Source organism: Clostridium sp. AF32-7AC (assembly GCF_003477925.1).
Classification (GTDB): Bacteria; Bacillota; Clostridia; order Lachnospirales; family Lachnospiraceae; genus Otoolea; species Otoolea fessa.
This window is the reverse complement of the sequence record NZ_QUEG01000002.1, coordinates 180,218-202,964: the sequence shown is the minus strand read 5'-3', so window position 1 is coordinate 202,964 and position 22,747 is coordinate 180,218. Positions and strand designations below refer to the sequence as shown.

Sequence of the window (22,747 nt, the reverse complement as noted above, 5' to 3'; positions counted from 1 at the left end):
CGCCGCCTTTCTGTTTTTAACTTCAAGTCCAATGTCATTTATTTTATCTGATCCAGAATAGAAGTTCCGATGGTTCCCTCCGGCATCTTGACACCGAAATTGTCCGCAATAGTCGCACCGATGACAGCAAAGGTGTCACTGGTATCAAGCTTCCCGCTTTCCGTATCCGATGGTGAATACGCAATAAACGGGACCTGCTCTCTCGTATGATCCGTTCCCTTGTAGGTTGGATCATTTCCATGATCCGCCGTCAGAATCAGCAGATCGTCCTCACGGAGCAGCGGCAGAAGCTCTCCCAGCTTTTTATCAAATTTTTCGATCTCTTCCCCGTATCCCACCGGATTTCTGCGATGTCCCCATAACGCATCAAAATCTACCAGATTGGTAAAGCAAAGTCCCTTGAAATCCCGCTTTGCGATATCGATGGTCTGCTGCATGCCATGCACGCTGCTATCGGAATGATTGCTTTCTGTTATCCCTTCTCCCACAAAGATATCGTTAATCTTTCCAACAGAAATCACATCATATCCGGCATCCTTCAGGGTATTCAGCGCCGTCGGTCCGGTGGGTTTCAAAGCATAATCATGGCGATTACTTGTCCGTTTGAATTCGCCGCGCTTTTTGCCCACATAGGGTCTTGCGATAACACGGCCAACTCTCCACTCATCCCGCATAGTCAGTTCTCTGGCAATCTCACAGTAATGATACAAGGTCTCAAGTCCCATGGTTTCCTCATTGCCACAGATCTGAAGCACAGAATCCGCTGATGTATAGACAATCAGCTTTCCTTCATTCACTTCCTGTTCACCCAGCTCCTCCAGAATCTCCGTTCCGCTGGCTGCCTTATTGCCGATTATCTTTCTGCCGCAGCGCTTTTCCAGTTCGTCAATCAGTTCCTTGGGAAATCCATGTTCTGTAAATGTGATAAATGGCTTATCCGTCCGGATGCCCATCATCTCCCAATGACCGGTCATGGTATCCTTGCCGTTGCTTACCTCATTCATCGCCATAAAATATCCTTCCGGATGTTCTGCCGGCTTTACCTGCTTAAGGGGCTTGAGATTGGCAAGCCCCAATCTCTGCAGATTCGGAATATCCAGATGCTCCACTGTTTCTGAGATGTGCCCCAGCGTATCCGCACCGGCATCATCAAATCTGGCTGAATCCGCCATGGGCCCGATTCCAAGGGAATCCAGTACGATTACAAATACACGATTAAAACGCATATCACTCACCCTTTCTACTAATTTTTGCTATATTTGATAGTTTACTTTTTTACACTCTCACACAGTCGCGGGTGATTTCAGCAAGGGAAGATACTCCGCACATAGCCATGGTATCTGCAAGCTCACTTCTGATCTTCTGAATATAAGCTTCGACCCCTTCTCGGCCTCCGCCATAGACAGCTGTGACGAAAGGTCTGGCTATGATAACCGCATCTGCCCCCAGTGCCAATGCCTTAAATACATCGGTACCGGAACGGATTCCGCCATCCACGAAGATTTTCATGGAACCGTCCACTGCCTTTGCTATTTCTTCCAGAACCTCTGCCGTTGCCGGACACTGGTCCAGGACTCTTCCTCCATGGTTAGATACCACGATGGCTGCCGCACCGGCCTCTTTAGCCTTCAAAGCGCCTTTTACCGTCATAATACCCTTTACAATAAAAGGGACTCCTGCTGCCTTCACGATCTCACGAAGCTCCTCCACTGATTTACTTCCGGCCGGAGGATTGAAATTTTTCAAAAATGGAAGGCCTGCCGCATCGATATCCATGGCAGCCGCGAAAGCACCTGCATCCTTGACAAGCGCCATCTTTTCACGAATCATCGCCACATTCCATGGCTTCACTGTAGGAATTCCCAGTCCCCCTGCCTTTTTGATGGCTTCCGTGGCAGCCACCATCACATTGCTGTCCATTCCGTCTCCTGTAAAAGCAGCAATTCCAAACTCTGCGCAGGAAGAAACTAATATATCATTGTAAGAAACATCATTCAGTGAATCGCCGTAATGCATATTCACGGCTCCCACCGGACCTGCAAAAAACGGATACTGAAAATTCTTTCCAAACAACGAAAGAGAGGTATCGATGGGACGTTTCTCCACCAGTGTATCCATCTGGACACGGATTTCCTTCCATTTGTCATAATTCCGAATCGCCGTATCTCCGATTCCTTTGGCTCCCGGACCCGGCATCTGATTCTTGCAGGCTCTTCCGTTGCATTCCGGACAGGCCTTGCAGTAATTACCCATTTTTCCTCTTGCCAGTTCTAAACATTCTGCATAATTCATTAATCTGGTTACCTCCCTGTCACTTTCATGTGGTCTCGAAATCCTTTTATACTTGATTCTGCGAGAAATTTTTTGACAGCTGCATCATTTCCGGTAAGCAGCTGTCCACCACTCAAAGCAATTATTTCACATATGATATAGCAAAAACCTATTCCTTCTTCGGCCTCTTCTCAAATCCATGCACCCAATTTCCCCTTAAAAACAAAAACAGGAAAATCACCGAGCTGATGCTCCAGGTCAGTGGGTATGCCCAGAATATGACCCGGATATCCGGAATCAGACGCACTGCCAGTGTGATGTAGCTGACACGGAACAGACACCATACACAGAGCAGAACAATCATGGGCACGGCAGCATTGCCGGAACCCCGGAGTACAGCCGCGATACAGTGAGTAAATGCCAATAAACAATAAAACAACGCAATGGTTCTGGCCTGCATCACCCCATAATGTATCACATCCGGATCACGGTTGAATGCTGCAATCAGCACCGGTGCCGCCGTATATATGGTGATACCAATCAGTTCTGCAATGAAGATGGAGCAGAGGATACCGAACTTCGCACCTTTCTTTGCTCTGTCATACTGCTTTGCCCCAAGATTCTGTCCCACAAAGGTAGTTATCGCCATAGTAAAGCAGGTCACCGGCAGGAAGGCAAAACCTTCTACCTTAGAATAAGCTCCGCAGCCTGCCATGGCCATTTTACCGAATGCATTGATGTTGGACTGTACAAACACGTTGGCTATGGCAATGACTGAGTTCTGGAAACCGGAAGGTACACCATTCTGAATAATCTGCCTCAGCATATGTCTGTCAAAACAAATCCTCCTAAGCTCCAGCCGGTAATCTTCCTTCACCCGCATCAGATGCACCATACAGAGAATCGCACTGACAAACTGGGATATAGCCGTTGCCAGGGCTGCCGATCCCACTCCCATGCCAAGTCCTGTGATAAAGAAGATATCCAACACCACATTCACACAGGAGGAAATAATCAGATAGATCAGCGGATGGCGGCCGTCCCCCACCGACTGCAGGATTCCAACGAAAATATTGTACATGACTACACCCAGAGAACCTGCAAAATAGGTTTGAAAATATACAATCGATTCCGGAAGTACATCTGCCGGTGTTCCCATCAGTACCAGAATCTTCGGTGCCAGATACATTCCCGCAGCCGTAAGTGTGATTCCGGCCACCAGACCGAAGGCTGTGGTTGTATGAATCGCTCTCTGGAGATAATCCTTGTTTTTCGCCCCATAATACCTGGCAATTACCACACCGGCTCCCATGGCAATACCGTTAATAAAACCTACCATCAGGAAAATCAGGTTTCCTGACGAACTGACTGCTGCCAGCGCATTGCTGCCAAGATAATTACCTACAATCAGGGAATCCGCTGTATTATACAGCTGCTGAAACAGATTTCCCAGAAACAATGGTATGGCAAATAAAATAATCTTCTTAGAGATACTTCCCTCTGTCATCCTCGTTTTGCTTTCAGCCCCCATAAAACCCCCAAAATGAATCATATTTATGCACACAGTCGATGACTATTCATCGCCCCTCTGCACGCATATGTTCTCGATCTCATTATAGCCGACTGCCAGCAAATTCTCAATACTTCTTGCGCTGAGTGTGCAGCCCATTTGCTGTGATTAACTGTGCTAATCGGCACACATCGTTTTTATGTTTCTTTATATTTTTGCTGTCAACCTGATCTCCATTCAACTTGCGTTCTTTTAAACCCAGCCACACTTTCGCCTTAAATGGTATCAGGCAAGTCGGACTTAATACTGGAATGCCATCAACCCTCTTTTGTCCGGTTTTTAGCAATTCATAATACGCTTCATTTAAAAGGATTGCCGACAAACTAGATATTTCATCATCTATCAGAAGCGGGGTGAGAACTGCATCATCTTCCAATATAATGAAATCCGGATTTTTGGAAAATATTTCTATCATATTAAGCAAAATTTCCACTCGATGAGTGGAAATTCTACAATACGTGAACTACTTCTTGAATTTATATTTTCCTTTTCCATGACCGGATACTGGTTCAATAATGTCTGCCTTTACCAAATTGGAAAGAAGTTTTGAAGCACCTGAACCTTTCAGCTCAAGAAGCTCCATAACTGCACTTCTTCCAAACACCTCATCAAAGCCAAACTTCTCAAAAAGTCTATGGATATGAATCGTCGTTTTTGCCGAGAAATCACTACTTTTTTCGAAAAATAAACTTTCAATATCCACTTTTTTGTCTCGAATGTCCACTTTTCCACTCTCAACATCCACTTTTTTGTCCCCAATGTCCACTTTTTCTTCGTTCAAAAGTTCACTTATATGAAGATTTCGATTATGAAGCTCATTTTTCTCGTTCAAAAGCAAATTTCTGAGAAATGCTTCCAAATACTCTGTTGTTTCGTGAATGCCTTTTTGCAGGTTCGTATAGTTTGCACGCACAAGTGCATTTCTGAAATACCAGGCATTTTCTGCAAAAATATCATTGGTTGCAGAGAACCCAAGCGTCCTTAAATATTTGATAAAGAACACTGCTGTTGTTCTCGTATTGCCTTCCCCGAAGATATGGATTTGCCATAACCTTGAAACAAATACCGCAAGATGATGGATAATCTCGTCCATTGAAAGCCCTTTATAGCTAAAATCCTTCTCCTGCGAAAAATCATATTCAAGTGTGGCTCTCAGTTCTGAAGCACTGCCATACATAACAGTTGCCCCATCAAGCACCCATTCTTTCTTTGTAATGTTGTAATCTCTAATCTTTCCGGCGTGTTTATAAATACCCTGAAAGAGTTTACGGTGGATAGATACATACTCGTTTGGCGAAAATGAAAACGCTGTTTCAGAAAGAATTTCTGCGATACGGGACGAAACCTTATCTGCTTCTTCGGTACGCTCATCATCGGACAAATGCACTGGTCTTTCTTCATAGTAACTGTCGATAAGACTCTGTGCTTCCTTCATCGTGATTTTTCCTTCAATATTCTGAATGGCAGTATCAATCAAATATTTAGATGGTTTGAGTCCGTCCACCGCCTGAAGTCCAATTGCCGTACTCCAAGCATATCCCTTATAAGCTTTATCCGGTTCAGACTCCCTCAAATATTCCTTAAACGGGTCTTTTTCCATATCCACTACCTCGCTTCATAGTCTTATAATTCTATCTTCTGTAAGATTGAACGTGCTATCTAAAAGAGTAAGTTGTTGATTATCATTTTTAACAAAAGACATATGGCTCACCTCACAAAATCTTACCTATATTTTACCAGAAAATCCAATGTTTTTATATATCGTGTTAAATTTTCAAGGTACAAATTTATATCAAAGGGACTTATTTCACAGCCCCTAATTTCTTCTAATTCAAATTTCTTATATGATATATCAAAATAATACCCGAACCGAATTTTTTGACATTTACCGCACTGAATCACCTGATTCTCTACAAGAGCCCCGAGGCAGCCGCCCGATATTTTTTATCCGGTGGCTGCCTCGTTCCAATCATTCTTATCCGAAAGACTACCAAAACAATTCTTTCTGTACTTTATATTCCAAAAACATTGTTTTTCTAATCTTTATGATTATCGCTCTAAAATCGTATACTTCTTCTCCAGGCGAACCGGATGCATACTCTCTTTCGTCCGCCTGAGATTTTCAAGTCCCATATCGTCTTCCCGGTTTACAAATTCCGCCTCCGGATAAACGTGCGTTAAAAATTCTTTTTCCAGGTAATTATAAAGCCCGCGTAACTCCAGATTCGCCTTTTCCACATGGGTAACAGTCATATTTCTCTCCTGATTCATCGTTCCCATCGAAAATGCTTCCAGAGTTCCTCCTATCCGGACTCCCGCCATCGTGATCCCCGCCTCACGTCCAAAACGGATTGTCTCAAAGATCCCCTGCTCTTCGCTGTCCAGCCGGTTCAGATCATCGTCGCTCTCCTTATTCTTAGACCAGCGTTCCAAAAACGTCCGTATCCCGCCCTCATCCTCCGGATTCAGGATCACAAACTCTGCCGTTTCCCCGTAATCCCGATGGAATCGCGAAATCCGGTTTTTCATTTTTGAATATTTTCTTCCGGGAAGGACACGCATTTCTTCCCCGGAATAAATATAGTCAAAGCTGTCCCGATCCTCCAGCACCTCATAGCGCTCCGGATCCGGGCGAATCGCTCCAAGCGCCGCCTCATCCACCAGATACATATGCATTTTCACACCGATTGCTGTGAAATATTCCTGCAGACGGTCAAAGTTTTCCCGCATATGCCCCAGGGCGCAGACCGGGACCATCGTCGCCTGCTCATCATAATCGATCTTCTGAAGCCACACAAGCCCCTTTTCGTCCGCATAGTATTTTGTCTCATAATAAGGTCTCCAGAGCAGATGATAGGCAAAACGGGATTCTGCACAGTCCGTCGGGTGCAGCGAAAAATACGGCTGCAGACCAATCAACTTCTCCGGTGTCAATGGTTCAAATTTTATCATGCGTTGCTCTCCTCCCCTGCATCTACTTTCTCACCAAAGAAGAAGAAAAGTACAGCTGCGGCAAAACCACTTCGACGCAAACGGTCAAACTTCGACCTAATTGGTATCTGGGGATCAAAAAAATGCCGCCTTACGCGACATTTTTCTGAATCCGAATCTTATATTTAATTTATAATCACACCTCCAGCTTCCGCTTCTTTGCCAGCTTCTTCATCTCCTCCGCATTCTGCCGCACAGTCTCGGTGATCTCCGCGCCGCCCAGAAGTCTCGCAAGCTCGTCCACCATCGCCTCGCGGTCTAAGGCGCGGATGGAGGTTGCCGTCCGTCCATCGGACGCGGATTTGCGGATCTCGAAGTGCTGGTCCGCCATCGCCGCGATCTGCGGCAGGTGCGTGATGCAGATGACTTGACGGCATTTGGAGAGGATCCGCAGCTTCTCCGATACCATCTGTGCAGTCCGCCCGCTGATACCGGTGTCAATCTCATCAAAAATCAACGTTGGAACCTGATCGGTCTCCGCCAGCACCGTCTTGATTGCCAGCATGATACGCGACAGCTCACCGCCGGACGCCACCATACCGAGCGGCCGAACCGGTTCGCCCGGATTCGTGGAAATCAGGAATTCCGGCTCGTCGATACCGCCCGCCGTGAAATGATCCAGCCGCCTAAACTCCATCTCAAACTGCACATCAAGGAAATTCAGTTCCCGAAGCCCGTCTGCGATCTTCTCCACCAGCTCCCCGGCAAACTGCTTACGCGCTGCTGACAATGCCTCGGAATGTTCTTTCAGTACTGCTTCCGCCTGTTCCAGTTCTTTTTCCGCCTGTTCCCGAAGTTCATCGTAATTCTCCAGTTCCTGCAGTCGCGCTTTCTTTTCTTCCAACGCCTGAAGTACCTCCGGGATCGTCTTCCCATACTTGGTTTCCAGGCTCCGGATCAGGTCAAGCCGCTCCTGTGTCGCCTGAAATGCCGCTTCGTCAAAGGTCATATCGTCCATATATCCGGCGATCTCCCTGGAAAGATCCGAGAGCAGCGAATCCACATCGCACAGCTCGTCGCGAATCCCCTTTAATCCCTCATCAAACGCCATCGCGCCGTCAATCTCACGGAATGCCCGCGACACCGCATCACCGGACACCGCGTCATATGCCTGTGAAAGACTCTCAGCAATCCGTCTGGCATTGGAAAACCGCTTAAAATCGGCTGCCATCTTTTCCTCTTCGCCATCCTTTAACGCGGCATTTTCAATCTCCTCGATCTCAAACCGGCAGAAATCCATCTCCCGCAGCCTCGTCTCCTGATCGGATGCAAATGCGGCACATTTCTGTTTTAACTGCATATACAGGCGATAAGCAGCTTCCGTATTCTGTTTGAATGGGAGAAGTTTCTCCCCGCCATACGCATCGAGGATTTCCAGATGTTTTGACGCATTCACCAGCGACTGGTGTTCATGCTGTCCGTGCAGATCGATCAGAAGACCCGTGATCTCCCGCAGCCTTGCCGCCGTTACCGTCTCGTCGTTGATGCGGCTGATGCTCCGGGTCGGTGTGATTTTCTTAGAAATGATTAAAATTCCCTCTTCATCAGGGTAAACATCATGTTCCTTCAACTGCTCGCGCTTTCTCTCATCATCGATGGAGAAAACCAATTCAATGTAGGCGCTGTCGCAGCCCCGGCGGATCATCTCTTTCGGTGCTTTTCCGCCCAGCGCGATCTGGACCGAACCGATGATGATCGATTTTCCGGCTCCCGTCTCACCGGTCAGAATGTTGAGTCCGTCCCCGAACTCCACCTCCGCCGAATCGATCAGAGCCAGATTTTTCACTCGTAAATGATAAAGCATCCGCTTTCCGTTCCTCCTTATCAGCGGTTCCCGCAAAAAATGCGTGAACCCACCTTCCCTCATCCCGCAATCAGCTTGCGGATCTTGTCCATCAGCACGATCGTATCGTCCACCGTACGGACTGCACACATGACCGTATCGTCCCCGGCGATGCAGCCGACAATCTCTGAAAAATGGATGGCGTCGAGCGCTGCCGCGACTGCCATCGCCATGCCTGACACCGTCTTGATGACAAGGATGTTCTGCGCCATATCCATGGAAACGAAGCTATCGTGCAGAATACGGGTATATTTATCATTGAACGCCGTCTGAGGATGGAAAACCGCATATTTCTGTCCGCCGTTTTCTGTCTGGATCTTAGACAGCTTTAACTCCCGGATGTCCCTGGAAACCGTTGCCTGCGTGACATTGTATCCCTCTTTATTCAGATATTCCGCCAGCTCTTCCTGCGTTTCAATCTCATATTTTCCAATCAATTCCACAATCTTGCTGTGACGTTCCATTTTCATGGCTCTGACTCCTTTTATATCTGTTTCATTTTGTTCCGTATATTTTCCAAAAATGGCACCTGTTTGAGCTGAATCAAAGTCGTCTCGATCTCTGATTTTGCTATCTCGATTGTATCGCCCGGCTCAATATCAACCACCGTATCGCCGTCAAAGCTCAGCGAAACCTTCGTCCGCCCGGTCGTCTGAATCTGCAGACTCAAATGGTTATCCGGCGGCAGAACGATGCTGCGCGAATTGAGTGAATGCGGGCAGAGCGGCGTCAATACCAGCAGTTCCGCCTCCGGCGCCACGATCGGACCGCCCGCTGACAGGTTGTATGCCGTCGAACCGGTCGGGGTCGCAACCACCATGCCGTCCGCCGAATATTCGTTAAACAGCTGTCCATTGACAGCCAGCTCAAACCGGAACGCATCAATTCCCATACGGTTCAGGACGATATCATTCAGGGCGATATCCTCCATAACAACCTTCCCGCCAGAAATCACGCACCCCTTGATCATCATCCGACTTTCCAGACGGTAGTGGTCTTCCATCAGATCCCGCATGGCAGGCAGAATGTCCTCCTCATGCCCAATCTGCGTCAGATACCCCAGATGCCCCATATTGATGCCAAACAGCGGAATCTTCCGTCCCGCCAGATCACGCGCCGCCTGAATCAACGTTCCATCACCGCCCAGACAGATCACACAGTCTGTGTCCTCCGGCACGGTCCGACGATCCGTATAGCGATACGCCGGTATCACCCCAGCATCCCGGCGAAGCCCGTCATGACGGTCCAGACGGATGCAGCGGCAGCCCTGCTCTGCAAAAAAGCTGCAAATCAGATCGGCGGCCTCCTCTACGCGCGGCTTTTCGCGGTTTACAATCAGATAGAAATTTCTCATGTTTTGTCTAACTCCATGTGAGCTTCCTCAACAACCTGTTCCGGTGAAACCGGACACTCTTTTTCCGCTTTTGCAAGTGCTTCCTCACCAGTCACAGTTTCCTCCGATGCCTGCTCCGGTTTATGCAGATACAGGAGGTACTCGATATTTCCCTCCGGTCCCTTGATCGGGGAAAATTCCAGATTCCGGATCTCAAAACCGATCTCCGCCGCATATGCCATCACCATCTGAATGACCTCCAGATGCGTGCTCTTCTCGCGGACAACGCCCTTCTTTCCGACTTTCTCACGTCCCGCCTCGAACTGCGGCTTGATCAATGCAACCACCTCGCCGCCCGGGCTTAAAATCTCCTTGACGGGACCTAAAACCTTCGTCAGGGAAATAAAGGAAACGTCGATCGAAGAGAAATCTACCGGCTCGCCGATATCCTCCGGTGTCACATAACGGATGTTTGTCTTCTCCATGCAGACCACACGCGGATCATTGCGAAGTTTCCACGCCAGCTGTCCATGTCCTACATCGACCGAAAACACCTTGACCGCGCCATTCTGCAGCATACAGTCGGTAAATCCGCCTGTGGACGCGCCGACATCCATACAGACCTTTTGATCCAGTGTCACTCCGAAATGCGTCATCGCCTTCTCCAGTTTCAGACCTCCGCGGCTCACATATTTTAAGGTAGATCCACGTACCTCGATCTTCGCATTTTCATCGAAGGTCGTACCCGCCTTGTCTTCTTTCTGATCTTCTACATATACAATCCCGGACATGATGATCGCTTTCGCCTTCTCACGGGATTCTGCCAGACCTCTCTTGACGAGAAGTACATCTAACCGTTCTTTCATTCTATGTTCTTCCTTCCGCTGCTGCCACTCTTTTGTTTCCCATCATGCTTCCGCGTCAGTCTGCAGCACACCTTCACGTTTCAGCTGCGCCAGAATCGAATCACTGTCAATTCCCAGCTCATTCCGGAGCACCGACACATTTCCGTGTTCGACGTAGGCATCCGGCAGCGCTATATTAACTACCTTGATCTGCGGATAATGCTTCTGTACATAATCCGTCACCCGCTCGCCGTAACCGCCGCGCAGGACATTTTCCTCCAGTGTCACGATCGTATGGTGCGTTCCTGCCAGATGGTCGATCACGTCGGTATCCATCGGTTTCACAAACCGCCCGTTGACCAGCGTACACGGCTGCCCGGCACTCTTTAATTTTTCCCGGATATGCTCTGCCGTGCTGACCATGCTTCCGACTGCCAGAAGCGCCGTCCCTCTCTCCTCATACAACATCTCGCTGACGCCATACTCGACCGGTGCCAGAAATTCCTTCAAGCCCCGGTAGGCCTCGCCCCTCGGATAACGGATCGCAATCGGTCCATCGTAGGAGATGGCAAACTGCAGCATCTTTTCCAGTTCCCAGCGGTTCTTCGGCGCCATCACGCTCATATTCGGCACAGAGGAGAGAAATGTCAGATCAAAAATACCCTGATGCGTCTCCCCATCGCTTCCGACCAGTCCCGCGCGATCCACGCAGAACACAACCGGAAGATTCTGGATACAGACATCGTGAATGACCTGATCATATGCCCTCTGTAAAAAGGACGAATACACCGCCACCACCGGTTTCAGACCGGCTGCCGCCATACCTGCCGCCGAGGTAACCGCGTGTTCCTCCGCGATTCCCACATCGAAAAAGCGGTCCGGATATTCTTTCGAGAACCGTTTGAGCCCCGTTCCATCCGGCATCGCCGCTGTCACCGCCACGATCTTCGGATTTTCCGCTGCCAGACGGCAGATTTCTCTGGAAAATACATCTGTATAGCCCGGATGTTCCTTTTTCCGGAGCGGTTTTCCCGTTTCAATATCAAATGGTTCAACTCCGTGAAATGCCGACGGATTCTTCTCCGCCGGACGGTATCCCTTGCCCTTTTTCGTAATCACATGGATCAGTACCGCGCGGTTGATCTTTTTCGCCTCGCTGAAAATACGGATCAACCCCTTAATATCATGTCCATCCACCGGTCCCAAATACGTGATTCCCATATTTTCAAACCACATGCCCGGAATCAGAAGCTGCTTGATGCTGTTCTTTGTCCGGAGCAGCGTGCCGACCAGATCCGAACCGATCATCGGGATACGCGATAACGTGCCCGCCACATTCTTCTTCAACAGATTGTAGCCCTCATCTGCACGAAGATTATTCAGATACCGCGACATACCGCCGACATTTTCCGAAATGGACATATTATTATCATTTAAAACAATAATAAAATTCGTCTTGAGCCGTCCCGCATTGTTGAGCGCCTCATACGCCATACCGCCGGTCAGCGCGCCGTCCCCGATGACGGAAACGATCGAATAATCCTCGCCCAGCAGATCGCGCCCCTGTGCCATACCAAGCCCCGCCGAAATCGAAGTCGAGCTGTGTCCCGTGTCGAACGCATCAAACGGGCTTTCCTTCCGCTTCGGGAAACCGCTCAAGCCCCCATACTGGCGCAGCCCATCAAAATTATCCTTCCGCCCGCTTAAAATCTTGTGCGTATAGGACTGGTGCCCTACATCCCAAATAATCTTATCCTTCGGAAGATTCAGCGCGCAGAACATTGCAATCGTCAGTTCCACCACGCCTAAATTGGACGCCAAATGACCGCCTGTCCGGCTTGTCGTCTCGATCAGAAACTCGCGGATTTCCGCCGCCAGCTCCTTGCGTTCTTCCTCGCTCAACCGTTTTACATCCTCCGGTCCTTTTATCGTATCTAATACCATTCTTTCATCCCCCAAACCGTTTTCCACATCCGCTGTCGTCCCCGGTCTTCGATTGGATTTTTTATTTTTCACGGCTGACCAGCATCTCGATCAGCTCTTCGAGGAATTCATTCTTTCCAGGCAGGGAATAGAGAATATCAACCGCCGTCTCCGAAAGCTGTTTGACATCATGCTTCGATTTCTCGATTCCCTCCAATGTCACATAAGTGGTTTTATTGTTTTTCTCATCGCTCAGAACCGGTTTTCCAAGCACCTCCTGGCTGCTGGTAACGTCGAGAATATCATCCTGGATCTGGAACGCCAGACCGATCGCCGCCGCCATACGCTCTACTGTCCCGCACTCAGCTTCGCTCGCGCCCGCCATCACGGCTCCGATCACCATCGAAGCCTCCAAAAGAGCTCCCGTCTTTAAACGGTAGATAAAATCCAGCTTATCCTTCGGAATCGGCTGATTCGTCAGTTCCACATCCACCGTCTGACCGCCGATCATGCCGTAAATACCCGTTTTTTCGGATAAAATCTGGATACAACGTCCCACCTTTGCCGCATCCGGCGTCATCGCAAATGCCTTTGCCGCCGTCTCGATCGCGTAGATCAGAAGGGCATCTCCCGCCAGAACTGCCATATCATACCCATATGCAACCCAGGTCGTCTTTTTTCCACGTCGGTACTCGTCATTGTCCATACATGGAAGATCGTCATGAATCAGGGAAGATGTATGAATCATCTCGATCGCCGCCATCAGCGGCTCAATCTCTTTTCCCTGACCGCCAAACAGACGATATACCTCACGCATCAGAATCGGACGAAGGCGTTTGCCGCCTGCCTTCACGCTGTAATTCATCGCTTCAAAGATCGTTTTCTGATGCCCTTCCTCTGCCGGAAGATAAGAATATACAATCTCTTCCGCTTCCTTGACTGCCTGTGCCAGCCGTTCCTTTGCATTTTCCATCTCTGTCACGCCTCCGTCTCCTCGCCGTTTACGACCATAATCTGTTTTTCAACCTTATCTATCTTTTCACTGCAGGCGCGGACCAGACGCATTCCCGCCTCATACGACGCAAACGATTCTTCCAGCGTGCTGCGGCTGTCCTCCAGCGTCCGCATAATGCCATCCAGACGGTCAAACATTTCCTCGATCGAAAGTTCTTCCTTATTTTCTTCCATCGATCCTGCCTCCTGTTTTATCTAATATACTCTCGGAATCTTTCCTGAAAGAAAACGTGTTCTCAAATCTCTCTGTTATGATTCACACGCAACACAATGAACCACTTTTTTACCCAGGCAGGTTTTCCTGATAAACCTCCCGGATCTCTGCCTCCACGCGTCCATCCGGCAGACGGACGGTCAGCGTATCCCCAGCTTGCAATCCTGTCACTGTCTCCACACGTTTTCCATCTGCATCCGTCACGAACCCATATCCGCCGCTTATCTTTTTTAACGGGGAGAGACCATCCATCCGGCTGCACACCAGTTCCAGACGATGGCGCAGATCGGACACCTTTTTCTCCATCTGGCGCGCCATCTTAACTCTCGCATCTTCCAGATACTGCCGTCTCTCATTTAACTGACTCTGCGGACTGTGAAGCTGCAGGCGCAGACGAAACTGCTCCAGGCGATAGGCATACTGCTCCGCCTTCTGCTCCATCCGCTTCGTCATCTGCTGTGCCGCCGCAATGCACTGCTGCTCAAACAGGTGGTAATCAAAAACCGCCAGTTCTGCCGCCGCCGAAGGAGTCGGGGCACGCAGATCCGCCACATAGTCCGCGATCGTAACGTCTGTCTCATGCCCGACCGCCGAGATTACCGGCGTCCGGCACGCAAAAATCGCCCGCGCCACACTCTCCTCATTGAACGCCCACAGATCCTCAATCGAACCGCCTCCGCGCCCGACGATCAGCACATCCAGATGCAGCGCATCCAGGGTCTGGATCGCCCGCACGATACTCGGCGCTGCCCCTGCTCCCTGCACCAGTGCCGGGCAGAGGACAAGCTGCACGTAAGGGTTCCGCCGTCCCGAGATATTGATAATATCCCGGATTGCTGCGCCGGTGCTCGCCGTCACGATACCGACCGTTTTTGCATACTTTGAGATCGGCGTTTTATATTCCGGGGAAAACATCCCCATTTCTTCTAATTCATTTCTCAGTTTTTCAAAGCGCCGGAATAAATCGCCCGTGCCGTCCAGCGTGATCTCGCTGGCATAGAGCTGGTATCTTCCATCCCGCTCATACACTTCGATACTGCCCTTGACGACCACCTGCTGTCCTTCTTCCAGACGGAACGTAAGTCCCTTCCGCCTACTGGCAAACATAACTGCCTGCATCGCTCCCAGACCGTCTTTCAAGGTAAAATAAATATGACCGGACGTATGATATTTGCAGTTAGAAACCTCGCCCTTGACCGAAATCCGGTTCAGGGCAAAGTCCTGTGCGAACATATTTTTAATGTATGCATTAACCTGCGAAACCGAATATACGCCAGCCATCGCTTATACCAGCTTCGCTAAAATGCCGTTGATAAATGCCGGTGAATCATCGCCGCCGAACTTCTTCGCCAGCTCGACCGCCTCATTGATCGCTACCTTCTCCGGTACATCGTCATCGTGCTTGATCTCGTATAATGCCAGGCGCAGGATCGTCAGTTCCACCTTGCCCATACGGCGGGTAGTCCATCCCTGTGCAACCCCATCGATTGCCTTGTCAAGCTCCGGAAGCACATCCAGAATCTTCTCAACCTTGCTCTTTACGTATCCGCCGTCAAAGGTGTCTAACATCGGATTATGGATGATATCGCCGATTCCGCTCGGAACATCGTCCTCCTCTTTCGGCTCTGTAAAATATACATCCACCTGCTCCTGCATCTCATCCGTCGGGTAAAAATCCGCACAGAAAAGCAGCTTAAAGCAATGTTCTCTCAGTTCTCTTCTGGTCATACTAATCCTCCTGTTACCTGTTTCTATCCGTCTGATACGCCCGATTTGCTGCCTCGGTATCGCAAATATCCCTTTCGTAATCCGCTGCAATCGTTTTCTGAATATCCACAGTCTTTCCTGCATAATTGTTATATTTCTACTATTCTAATGTATCATTATAACGTATCCCCGGTTTTTTCACAAGAGTTTGAGAAAAAGAATCCGCCAAAGTTACTGTTCACGGGTAGGCACTTTTGGAACCGAAAGTGCCGTAAGAAAACGTGGTGGCAGCAGGAATTTGCCGTATTTAAATGCGAAGCCACGGCAAATTCCGTCACTGGACACGTATGCGTGAACAGTAACCCGCCAAAAAAGCGGCATCCCTGCTGAAGCAGAAACGCCGCTTTTATATCGTTTACAATCTTATCGATTGCTTATGCTATCCAATTTTTATTCATCCACGCTGTAGTTCGGAGCCTCTTTTGTGATGTGGATATCATGCGGATGGCTCTCTTTTAAGGATGCTGCGGAAATCTTGATGAAACGTCCGGTCTCCTGAAGAGTCGGAATATCCGATGCGCCGCAGTAACCCATACCAGCACGCAGACCGCCGAGCATCTGGAATACGGTATCTTCTACCATTCCCTTGTATGCAACACGTCCTTCTACACCCTCCGGAACGAGTTTCTTCGCATCGCTCTGGAAGTAACGATCCTTGCTGCCGTTCTCCATCGCTGCGATGGAACCCATGCCGCGGTATACTTTGTATTTTCTTCCCTGGTACAGCTCAAAAGTTCCCGGGCTCTCATCGCATCCTGCAAACATGGAACCCATCATGCAGACGCTGCCGCCTGCTGCGATCGCCTTCGTCAGATCGCCAGAATACTTGATACCGCCGTCTGCGATGATCGGAATGCCGTACTCTTTGGCAACTGCGTAGCAGTCCATAACAGCGGTGATCTGCGGAACGCCGATACCTGCTACAACACGGGTCGTACAGATGGAACCCGGTCCGATACCAACCTTGACCGCGTCAACGCCTGCCTCGATGAGAGCTTTTGTTGCCTCTCCGGTCGCTACGTTACCTGCTATTACCTGCAGATCCGGATATGCTTCCTTGATCATTCTGACACAGTGAAGAACATTCTCAGAATGTCCATGTGCAGAGTCGAGAACAACTACGTCTACTTTTGCTTTCACCAAGGCTTCCACACGATCCAGCACGTTTGCAGTGATACCTACTGCCGCACCGCAGAGCAGACGTCCCTGTGCATCCTTTGCAGAGAACGGATACTTGATCTGTTTCTCAATATCCTTGATAGTAATAAGACCCTTGAGGTTAAAATCCTTGTCCACGATCGGAAGCTTCTCGACACGTGCCTTGGCAAGAATCTTCTTTGCCTCCGTCAGGGTGATGCCCTCCGGAGCGGTAACCAGATGCTCAGAAGTCATGCACTCTTTAATCTTCTTGGAGAAATCTTCCTCGAACTTGAGGTCACGGTTTGTGATAATACCAACCAGTTTTCTTCCCTCTGTGATCGGAACACCGGAAATCCGGAACTTGCCCATCAGCTCATCCGCATCCTTTAATGTATGCTCTGGGGATAAATAAAACGGGTCAGTGATTACACCATTCTCAGAACGTTTTACTTTATCGACCTCCTCAGCCTGCGCCTCGATCGACATGTTCTTGTGAATAATACCAATTCCACCCTGTCTTGCCATTGCAATCGCCATGCGGTGCTCTGTAACCGTATCCATGCCGGCACTCATCAGGGGGATGTTCAGCTGAATCTTCTTGGTCAGATGTGTCGTCAAGTTTACCTGATTCGGAATAACCTCAGAATAGGACGGCACAAGCAGGACATCATCAAATGTAATGCCATCGCCAATAATCTTACCCATTATATTACCCTCACTTTCGTAAATTTTAAACACTGGACATTGAAAACTGTCTGATGTTAATAATTGATTTTAGCAAGTTTTTTGAAATATGTCAACCGGAGAATAAAGGGGTTGACGATAGAATTTACTTACGCCATTTAATTAGTGTATCTTATAAATAATACCAATCAGATAAGTATTAATAATGCAGTCATCCTTAGCCTCATTTCCTTGCCAATTTTTTCACCAAAAAAGAAGGACTGCCACACCTTCGCATAGCAGTCCTTCTCTCCCCTGGCAGCTGCCTGTCAGAGATTCTTTCTATAAATTACCATTTTTATTTTCTACATTCGATACTGCATCTCTGATGTAACATCTTCCGCCATTTTCCGGCTCTCTTACTTACATCATGCCGCCCATGCCAGCGCCTGCTGCCGGACCTGCCGGTGCATCTTCTTTGATGTTGGCAACTGCAGACTCGGTTGTAAGCAGGGTAGATGCAACGCTGGTTGCGTTCTGCAGGGCACTTCTGGTTACCTTTGCCGGATCCAGGATGCCTGCTTCTACCATATCTACGTATTCCTCATTGTAAGCATCGTAACCTACGCCTACCGGGGACTCTTTTACCTTGTTGATGATAACAGAGCCTTCCAGACCTGCGTTTGCTGCGATGTGGAACAGCGGAGCTTCCAGAGCTTTCAGGACGATACGGCCGCCGGTCTTCTCGTCGCCTTCCAGTCCGTCTACTACCTTCTGAACTTCTGCTGCTGCGTGAACATATGCAGATCCGCCGCCTGCGATGATGCCTTCCTCAACAGCTGCCTTTGCTGCGGACAGGGCATCTTCCATACGCATCTTAGCTTCCTTCATCTCAGCCTCGGTCGCTGCACCAACACGGATAACGGCTACGCCGCCAGCCATCTTAGCCAGTCTCTCCTGCAGTTTCTCACGGTCAAAATCAGAAGTGGTTTCCTCAATCTGAGCCTTAATCTGAGCCACACGGTCTGCGATGGCTTTCTTATCGCCGCAGCCATCTACGATGATGGTGTTCTCTTTCTGAACTTTAACGGATTTCGCACGACCAAGCTGATCCATGGTGGTATCCTTTAATTCAAGTCCCAGTTCCTCGGAAATAACAGTACCGCCAGTCAGGATTGCAATATCCTTTAACATTTCTTTTCTTCTATCGCCGTAACCCGGAGCCTTCACACCAACAACGGTGAAAGTACCTCTCAGCTTATTGACAATCAGGGTGGTCAGCGCCTCACCCTCAATGTCCTCAGCGATGATGAGCAGCTTGGAACCAGACTGTACCAGCTGTTCCAGCAGCGGCAGAATCTCCTGAATGTTGGAGATCTTCTTATCGGTAATTAAGATGTACGGATCGTCCAGAACGGCTTCCATCTTCTCCATATCAGTTGCCATGTATGCAGATACATAGCCACGGTCAAACTGCATGCCTTCTACCAGATCAAGCTCAGTCTTCATAGTCTTGGACTCTTCAATGGTAATAACGCCGTCTTTGGAAACCTTCTCCATCGCGTCTGCTACCATCTGGCCTACTTCCTCATCAGCGGAAGAGATAGCAGCGACTCTTGCGATATCTGCCTGGCTCTTAACGTCCTTCTTCATGCCTTTGATTGCCTCTACGGCTGCATCTGTGGCTTTCTTCATACCCTTTCTCATAATGATCGGGTTAGCACCTGCTGCCAGGTTCTTCATACCTTCGTTGATCATCGCCTGGGCCAGAACGGTTGCGGTTGTAGTACCATCACCAGCTGCATCGTTGGTCTTGGTTGCTACTTCCTTCACCAGCTGTGCGCCCATGTTCTCAAACGGGTCTGCCAGCTCGATCTCCTTCGCAATGGTCACACCATCGTTGGTAATGAGCGGAGCGCCGAAGGATTTATCCAGAACTACGTTTCTGCCTTTCGGTCCTAATGTAACTCTTACGGTATCTGCTAACTGATTTACGCCCGCTTCCAGGGCTTTTCTGGCTTCTACGCCATATTTAATTTCCTTTGCCATGGTTATCAACCTCCATAATTTTCTTGAATAAACGTTCCGATCAGCATCTGTCTTCCAGACATCCTGCCCATCGATTAACCGATAACAGCCAGAATATCATTCTGTTTTACAATGACATATTTCTCATTGTCCAGCTCAACTTCTGTGCCTGAGTATTTCGAATAGATAACTTTATCGCCAACCTTTACCTGCATCGTGATTTCTTTTCCATCTACCACTCCGCCAGGACCAACCGCGATTACCTCTGCCTGCTGCGGTTTCTCTTTTGCCTGACCCGGAAGAACGATACCTGATTTGGTCGTCTCCTCTGCAACTAACTGCTTTAATACAACTCTGTCAAATAATGGTGTTAACTTCATTATTGGCTCCTCCTTATCCATCCAAATTTATTCCATCTGATTGCTTTTCTTTCGTAATCAGATATGTATCTTCTTCTTACGAAGTATGTTATAACACGTTCTGTTAGCACCGTCAAGTGTTGAGTGCTAAAATTTTAGTAAATTTTACGGGGAGAACTGAAATATTCCATTTCTCCCCGTTCTATTAATTGCTCTCCTCAAATGCCTTAATCGCCGCAACCGTTTTCTCATAACACTCTTTTACCGATGCAAAATCCGCCTCGTATCCGGTCAGTTCTCTGCCTCTCAGTTTTTCGGTCAGCGCTGCGCTTACCTCATAGAAGGCATCAAAGCCCAGGTTCAGACAGATTCCTTTCAGGGTATGTGCCGCGCGGAATGCTTTCTCCGCATCCTTTTCTTTTAATCCATCCTCCAGATCCTGAAAGCTGGAATCGCTCAGAAACTTGATGGCAAATTTTTCCACCAGCGCCACACCTCCAAAGCGTTTCTGAACTCCTTCAAAATCCCCGCCCATTTCTTTGTAGCATTCCTGAATTGTCATGACAGCCTCCTGTTATTTCTCTTCCTCAGTTTTCATACGGCTCAGCTCCTCGCCCGCAGTTCCATACTCTTTTTCAATCGCCTGCGTCACCGCGCCGAAAAACTTCTTCTGTGAATTGTCATAATGTTCAAATTTCTTATTTTTTCGCTCCGGATCACTCATCTCACTCCGGTATGCTGCCTCCTGCAGCTCCTTTTTAATAGGATCCTGAATCTCACACAGGCACTCAAGCAGGAGCGGGTTAAATGTACCACACTCTCCGTTGCAGATCATCTGCACCGCCTCCTCATGAGAATAAGCCTTTTTATAGACGCGCTCACTTGTCAGCGCATCATACACATCCGCCAGCGCCACCACCTGCGCTGAGATCGGGATCTCCTCCCCTTTTAGACCATCTGGATATCCTTTTCCATCATAGCGCTCATGGTGCCAACGGCAGATCTGGTACGCCACTTTCATCAGCGGCTCATCCTCATACATCTGAAGATTCGCAAGCATGTCCGCACCGATCACTGTATGTTTTTCCATGATCTTACGCTCCTCCGGCGTCAGACGACCCGGTTTATTCAAAATCTTCTCGTCAATTCCGATCTTTCCGATGTCATGCAGGGATGATGCCGTGCTGATCAGCATCCGGTTCGACCAGGACAAGGGATATTTGTCCGTCTTCTTGACGAGCTGTTCCAGAATCATCGTCGTCAATATATTAATATTGAGTACGTGCATACCGCTCTCGCCATTTCGAAATTCCACGATCTCGCTCAGAACACTGATCAGCATCCGGCTATTCTTCTCTTTCTCAAAAACCTGGTTCGTCACCATTGCCACCAGGCGGCGCTGTTTCGCATACAATTTGATCGTATTTAAGACACGCCGGTGTACAACCTCCATATCGAACGGGCGCTTGATATAATCAGAAACTCCCCACTCATACGCCTGCTTGATGACCTCGCCCGAATCTTCGCCCGAAATCATGATAACCGGGATATCCCCGATCAGGTTGTTGCGGTTCATGTATTCCAGAACCCCGAAGCCGTTCATCCCCGGCATGACGATATCGAGAAGAATCAGGGAAATCTTCGTCTCATAACGGTTCAGCATGTCGAGACATGCTGAACCATTTTCTGCCTCCAGAATCTCGAATTCGCCTTTCAGCATTTCTGAGAGAATCATACGGTTCATCTCCGAATCGTCCACGATCAAAATGCGGTAACGACTCGCATTGCGCCGCCCGGCTACCACGATCTCCTCCGGTGTCCACTGTCCATCTTTCTCAGTCACAATCATGTTCTTGGAGGTCTTCGCCTGATACATAAATTCGTCCGCCCGGCACATCGCCTTCCCGACTGTCTCCCCGTTCGTCAGCGTACCGCCGATGCTGACTGACAATTTCAGTTGCGGATATCCTTCAACACTCATGTTGCAGATCAGATCCTGTATCCGATGCAGCTTCTCAACAAATGCCTCCAGACTGATGCCCGGCATCACAAGCAGGAATTCATCCCCGCCATAACGCACCAAGCGGTCCGTCTTACGGATACAGCTTATAATCGCCGCCGACACCGTCACCAGCACTTTATCGCCCGCCACATGCCCATATATATCATTGTAGGTCTTAAAATCATCCAGATCGAGCATCGCGATACCGGCATCCATCCGCTGCTCTTTTAACTGATCTTCAAAATATCTCCGGCTGTAGCTCCTCGTCAGTGCATCCGCATACAGCTCGCGCCTGTAGTGTGCAAATTTCTTAACGAGTGCTTCTCTTCCCTCTGCGTCAAGAAGTGTCTCATCATCCAGACAGGAAATCATCTCCACCACACAGGGAACTCCATCCACCTCCAGATACTTCGCGATGACCTGATACATCTTCAGACCGATAAATTCAAGCTTCATGCACTGTCCCTTCATCGCAAGCGCGCGCTGTGCCGCACAATTCTCACAATTCTTTCCTTTTTCCCAGAACGAATAGCATTTGCAGTCCTCGGATCGGAGTTCCCCGTTCCTCACATCCATCTTATGGAGTAGATCTTTATCTAAAATACGTACAACCGTAAATATCCTTTCCATCTGTGCAATCATTTGTTCCAATTCCTGCGCCGTCATCTTTGTATTCAAATTCATCATTTTATTTTTATCACCACCTAGCAAATATATAATTTTATTCTACATGATTTCCGGTATGACAACAAGCATTTTTCTCATGCTTCCTGTACATAATTAC

Annotated in this window: 20 protein-coding genes; all 20 read right to left on the bottom strand. The window is 48.7% G+C overall.

Features of this window, described 5'->3' with window-relative positions; translation table 11 throughout:
* Positions 1-38 precede the first annotated feature (38 nt).
* Positions 39-1,226: a phosphopentomutase gene (locus DWZ45_RS05080; protein ID WP_118467979.1), complete on the bottom strand. Its 1,188-nt coding sequence runs from the start codon at positions 1,224-1,226 to the stop codon at positions 39-41.
* A 49-nt stretch (positions 1,227-1,275) separates the two neighbouring features.
* Positions 1,276-2,292: an alpha-hydroxy-acid oxidizing protein gene (locus tag DWZ45_RS05075; protein ID WP_118467977.1), complete on the bottom strand. Its 1,017-nt coding sequence runs from the start codon at positions 2,290-2,292 to the stop codon at positions 1,276-1,278.
* Between the two features lie 148 nt (positions 2,293-2,440).
* Positions 2,441-3,802: an MATE family efflux transporter gene (locus DWZ45_RS05070; RefSeq protein ID WP_118467975.1), complete on the bottom strand. Its 1,362-nt coding sequence runs from the start codon at positions 3,800-3,802 to the stop codon at positions 2,441-2,443.
* 106 nt (positions 3,803-3,908) lie between these two features.
* The gene (locus DWZ45_RS05065) at positions 3,909-4,256 is read right to left on the bottom strand and encodes a hypothetical protein (protein WP_118467973.1); all 348 of its coding nucleotides are present in this window, start codon (positions 4,254-4,256) and stop codon (positions 3,909-3,911) included.
* A gap of 48 nt (positions 4,257-4,304) precedes the next feature.
* A complete protein-coding gene (locus tag DWZ45_RS05060; RefSeq protein WP_118467971.1) occupies positions 4,305-5,441 on the bottom strand; it encodes a Fic family protein in 1,137 nt (378 codons plus the stop codon).
* A 449-nt stretch (positions 5,442-5,890) separates the two neighbouring features.
* On the bottom strand, positions 5,891-6,793 hold the full coding sequence (locus DWZ45_RS05050; protein ID WP_118467969.1) for a phosphatidylglycerol lysyltransferase domain-containing protein: 903 nt from the start codon (positions 6,791-6,793) through the stop codon (positions 5,891-5,893).
* 175 nt (positions 6,794-6,968) lie between these two features.
* Positions 6,969-8,636: a DNA repair protein RecN gene (gene recN / locus DWZ45_RS05045; protein ID WP_118467967.1), complete on the bottom strand. Its 1,668-nt coding sequence runs from the start codon at positions 8,634-8,636 to the stop codon at positions 6,969-6,971.
* Between the two features lie 59 nt (positions 8,637-8,695).
* Positions 8,696-9,145, bottom strand: a complete 450-nt coding sequence (gene argR, locus DWZ45_RS05040) for an arginine repressor (protein ID WP_022359930.1) — start codon at positions 9,143-9,145, stop codon at positions 8,696-8,698.
* Positions 9,146-9,159: 14 nt separating this feature from the next.
* The gene (locus tag DWZ45_RS05035; protein ID WP_118467965.1) at positions 9,160-10,029 is read right to left on the bottom strand and encodes an NAD(+)/NADH kinase; all 870 of its coding nucleotides are present in this window, start codon (positions 10,027-10,029) and stop codon (positions 9,160-9,162) included.
* Entirely contained in the window at positions 10,026-10,874 is an 849-nt protein-coding gene (locus tag DWZ45_RS05030; protein ID WP_118293818.1) for a TlyA family RNA methyltransferase, read from the bottom strand. Before DWZ45_RS05030 ends, DWZ45_RS05035 begins: the two co-directional genes overlap by 4 nt.
* 42 nt (positions 10,875-10,916) lie before the next feature.
* Positions 10,917-12,797, bottom strand: a complete 1,881-nt coding sequence (dxs, locus tag DWZ45_RS05025) for a 1-deoxy-D-xylulose-5-phosphate synthase (protein ID WP_118293819.1) — start codon at positions 12,795-12,797, stop codon at positions 10,917-10,919.
* A gap of 61 nt (positions 12,798-12,858) precedes the next feature.
* The gene (locus DWZ45_RS05020; RefSeq protein ID WP_117796477.1) at positions 12,859-13,749 is read right to left on the bottom strand and encodes a polyprenyl synthetase family protein; all 891 of its coding nucleotides are present in this window, start codon (positions 13,747-13,749) and stop codon (positions 12,859-12,861) included.
* A 5-nt stretch (positions 13,750-13,754) separates the two neighbouring features.
* Positions 13,755-13,964, bottom strand: a complete 210-nt coding sequence (gene xseB, locus DWZ45_RS05015) for an exodeoxyribonuclease VII small subunit (protein ID WP_107000293.1) — start codon at positions 13,962-13,964, stop codon at positions 13,755-13,757.
* A gap of 109 nt (positions 13,965-14,073) precedes the next feature.
* Positions 14,074-15,285, bottom strand: a complete 1,212-nt coding sequence (gene xseA, locus DWZ45_RS05010; protein ID WP_118467963.1) for an exodeoxyribonuclease VII large subunit — start codon at positions 15,283-15,285, stop codon at positions 14,074-14,076.
* A gap of 3 nt (positions 15,286-15,288) precedes the next feature.
* A complete protein-coding gene (gene nusB / locus DWZ45_RS05005) occupies positions 15,289-15,732 on the bottom strand; it encodes a transcription antitermination factor NusB (RefSeq protein WP_107000295.1) in 444 nt (147 codons plus the stop codon).
* A gap of 429 nt (positions 15,733-16,161) precedes the next feature.
* Positions 16,162-17,616, bottom strand: coding sequence for an IMP dehydrogenase (gene guaB / locus DWZ45_RS05000; protein WP_022359938.1), 1,455 nt, complete (start codon positions 17,614-17,616; stop codon positions 16,162-16,164).
* 381 nt (positions 17,617-17,997) lie between these two features.
* Positions 17,998-19,623 carry a chaperonin GroEL gene (gene groL, locus DWZ45_RS04995; RefSeq protein WP_022359939.1) on the bottom strand — a complete coding sequence of 542 codons (1,626 nt, stop codon included), beginning with the start codon at positions 19,621-19,623 and terminating at the stop codon, positions 17,998-18,000.
* Positions 19,624-19,697: 74 nt separating this feature from the next.
* Positions 19,698-19,982, bottom strand: a complete 285-nt coding sequence (locus DWZ45_RS04990; protein ID WP_022359940.1) for a co-chaperone GroES — start codon at positions 19,980-19,982, stop codon at positions 19,698-19,700.
* Positions 19,983-20,166: 184 nt separating this feature from the next.
* Positions 20,167-20,523: an Hpt domain-containing protein gene (locus DWZ45_RS04985; RefSeq protein WP_107000297.1), complete on the bottom strand. Its 357-nt coding sequence runs from the start codon at positions 20,521-20,523 to the stop codon at positions 20,167-20,169.
* A 12-nt stretch (positions 20,524-20,535) separates the two neighbouring features.
* Positions 20,536-22,650, bottom strand: a complete 2,115-nt coding sequence (locus DWZ45_RS04980; RefSeq protein ID WP_333490942.1) for a diguanylate cyclase — start codon at positions 22,648-22,650, stop codon at positions 20,536-20,538.
* Between the last annotated feature and the right edge of the window lie 97 nt (positions 22,651-22,747).

Coding starts and splice junctions, on each gene's coding strand:
- dxs (WP_118293819.1), bottom strand. CDS start 12,797: ATGGTATTAGATACGATAAAAGGACCGGAGGATGTAAAACGGTTGAGC.
- argR (WP_022359930.1), bottom strand. CDS start 9,145: ATGAAAATGGAACGTCACAGCAAGATTGTGGAATTGATTGGAAAATAT.
- DWZ45_RS04990 (WP_022359940.1), bottom strand. CDS start 19,982: ATGAAGTTAACACCATTATTTGACAGAGTTGTATTAAAGCAGTTAGTT.
- DWZ45_RS04985 (WP_107000297.1), bottom strand. CDS start 20,523: ATGACAATTCAGGAATGCTACAAAGAAATGGGCGGGGATTTTGAAGGA.
- nusB (WP_107000295.1), bottom strand. CDS start 15,732: ATGACCAGAAGAGAACTGAGAGAACATTGCTTTAAGCTGCTTTTCTGT.
- DWZ45_RS05080 (WP_118467979.1), bottom strand. CDS start 1,226: ATGCGTTTTAATCGTGTATTTGTAATCGTACTGGATTCCCTTGGAATC.
- DWZ45_RS05070 (WP_118467975.1), bottom strand. CDS start 3,802: ATGGGGGCTGAAAGCAAAACGAGGATGACAGAGGGAAGTATCTCTAAG.
- DWZ45_RS05060 (WP_118467971.1), bottom strand. CDS start 5,441: ATGGAAAAAGACCCGTTTAAGGAATATTTGAGGGAGTCTGAACCGGAT.
- recN (WP_118467967.1), bottom strand. CDS start 8,636: ATGCTTTATCATTTACGAGTGAAAAATCTGGCTCTGATCGATTCGGCG.
- DWZ45_RS05035 (WP_118467965.1), bottom strand. CDS start 10,029: ATGAGAAATTTCTATCTGATTGTAAACCGCGAAAAGCCGCGCGTAGAG.
- DWZ45_RS05050 (WP_118467969.1), bottom strand. CDS start 6,793: ATGATAAAATTTGAACCATTGACACCGGAGAAGTTGATTGGTCTGCAG.
- DWZ45_RS05065 (WP_118467973.1), bottom strand. CDS start 4,256: ATGATAGAAATATTTTCCAAAAATCCGGATTTCATTATATTGGAAGAT.
- DWZ45_RS05020 (WP_117796477.1), bottom strand. CDS start 13,749: ATGGAAAATGCAAAGGAACGGCTGGCACAGGCAGTCAAGGAAGCGGAA.
- DWZ45_RS04980 (WP_333490942.1), bottom strand. CDS start 22,650: ATGATGAATTTGAATACAAAGATGACGGCGCAGGAATTGGAACAAATG.
- DWZ45_RS05075 (WP_118467977.1), bottom strand. CDS start 2,292: ATGAATTATGCAGAATGTTTAGAACTGGCAAGAGGAAAAATGGGTAAT.
- groL (WP_022359939.1), bottom strand. CDS start 19,623: ATGGCAAAGGAAATTAAATATGGCGTAGAAGCCAGAAAAGCCCTGGAA.
- DWZ45_RS05030 (WP_118293818.1), bottom strand. CDS start 10,874: ATGAAAGAACGGTTAGATGTACTTCTCGTCAAGAGAGGTCTGGCAGAA.
- guaB (WP_022359938.1), bottom strand. CDS start 17,616: ATGGGTAAGATTATTGGCGATGGCATTACATTTGATGATGTCCTGCTT.
- xseA (WP_118467963.1), bottom strand. CDS start 15,285: ATGGCTGGCGTATATTCGGTTTCGCAGGTTAATGCATACATTAAAAAT.
- xseB (WP_107000293.1), bottom strand. CDS start 13,964: ATGGAAGAAAATAAGGAAGAACTTTCGATCGAGGAAATGTTTGACCGT.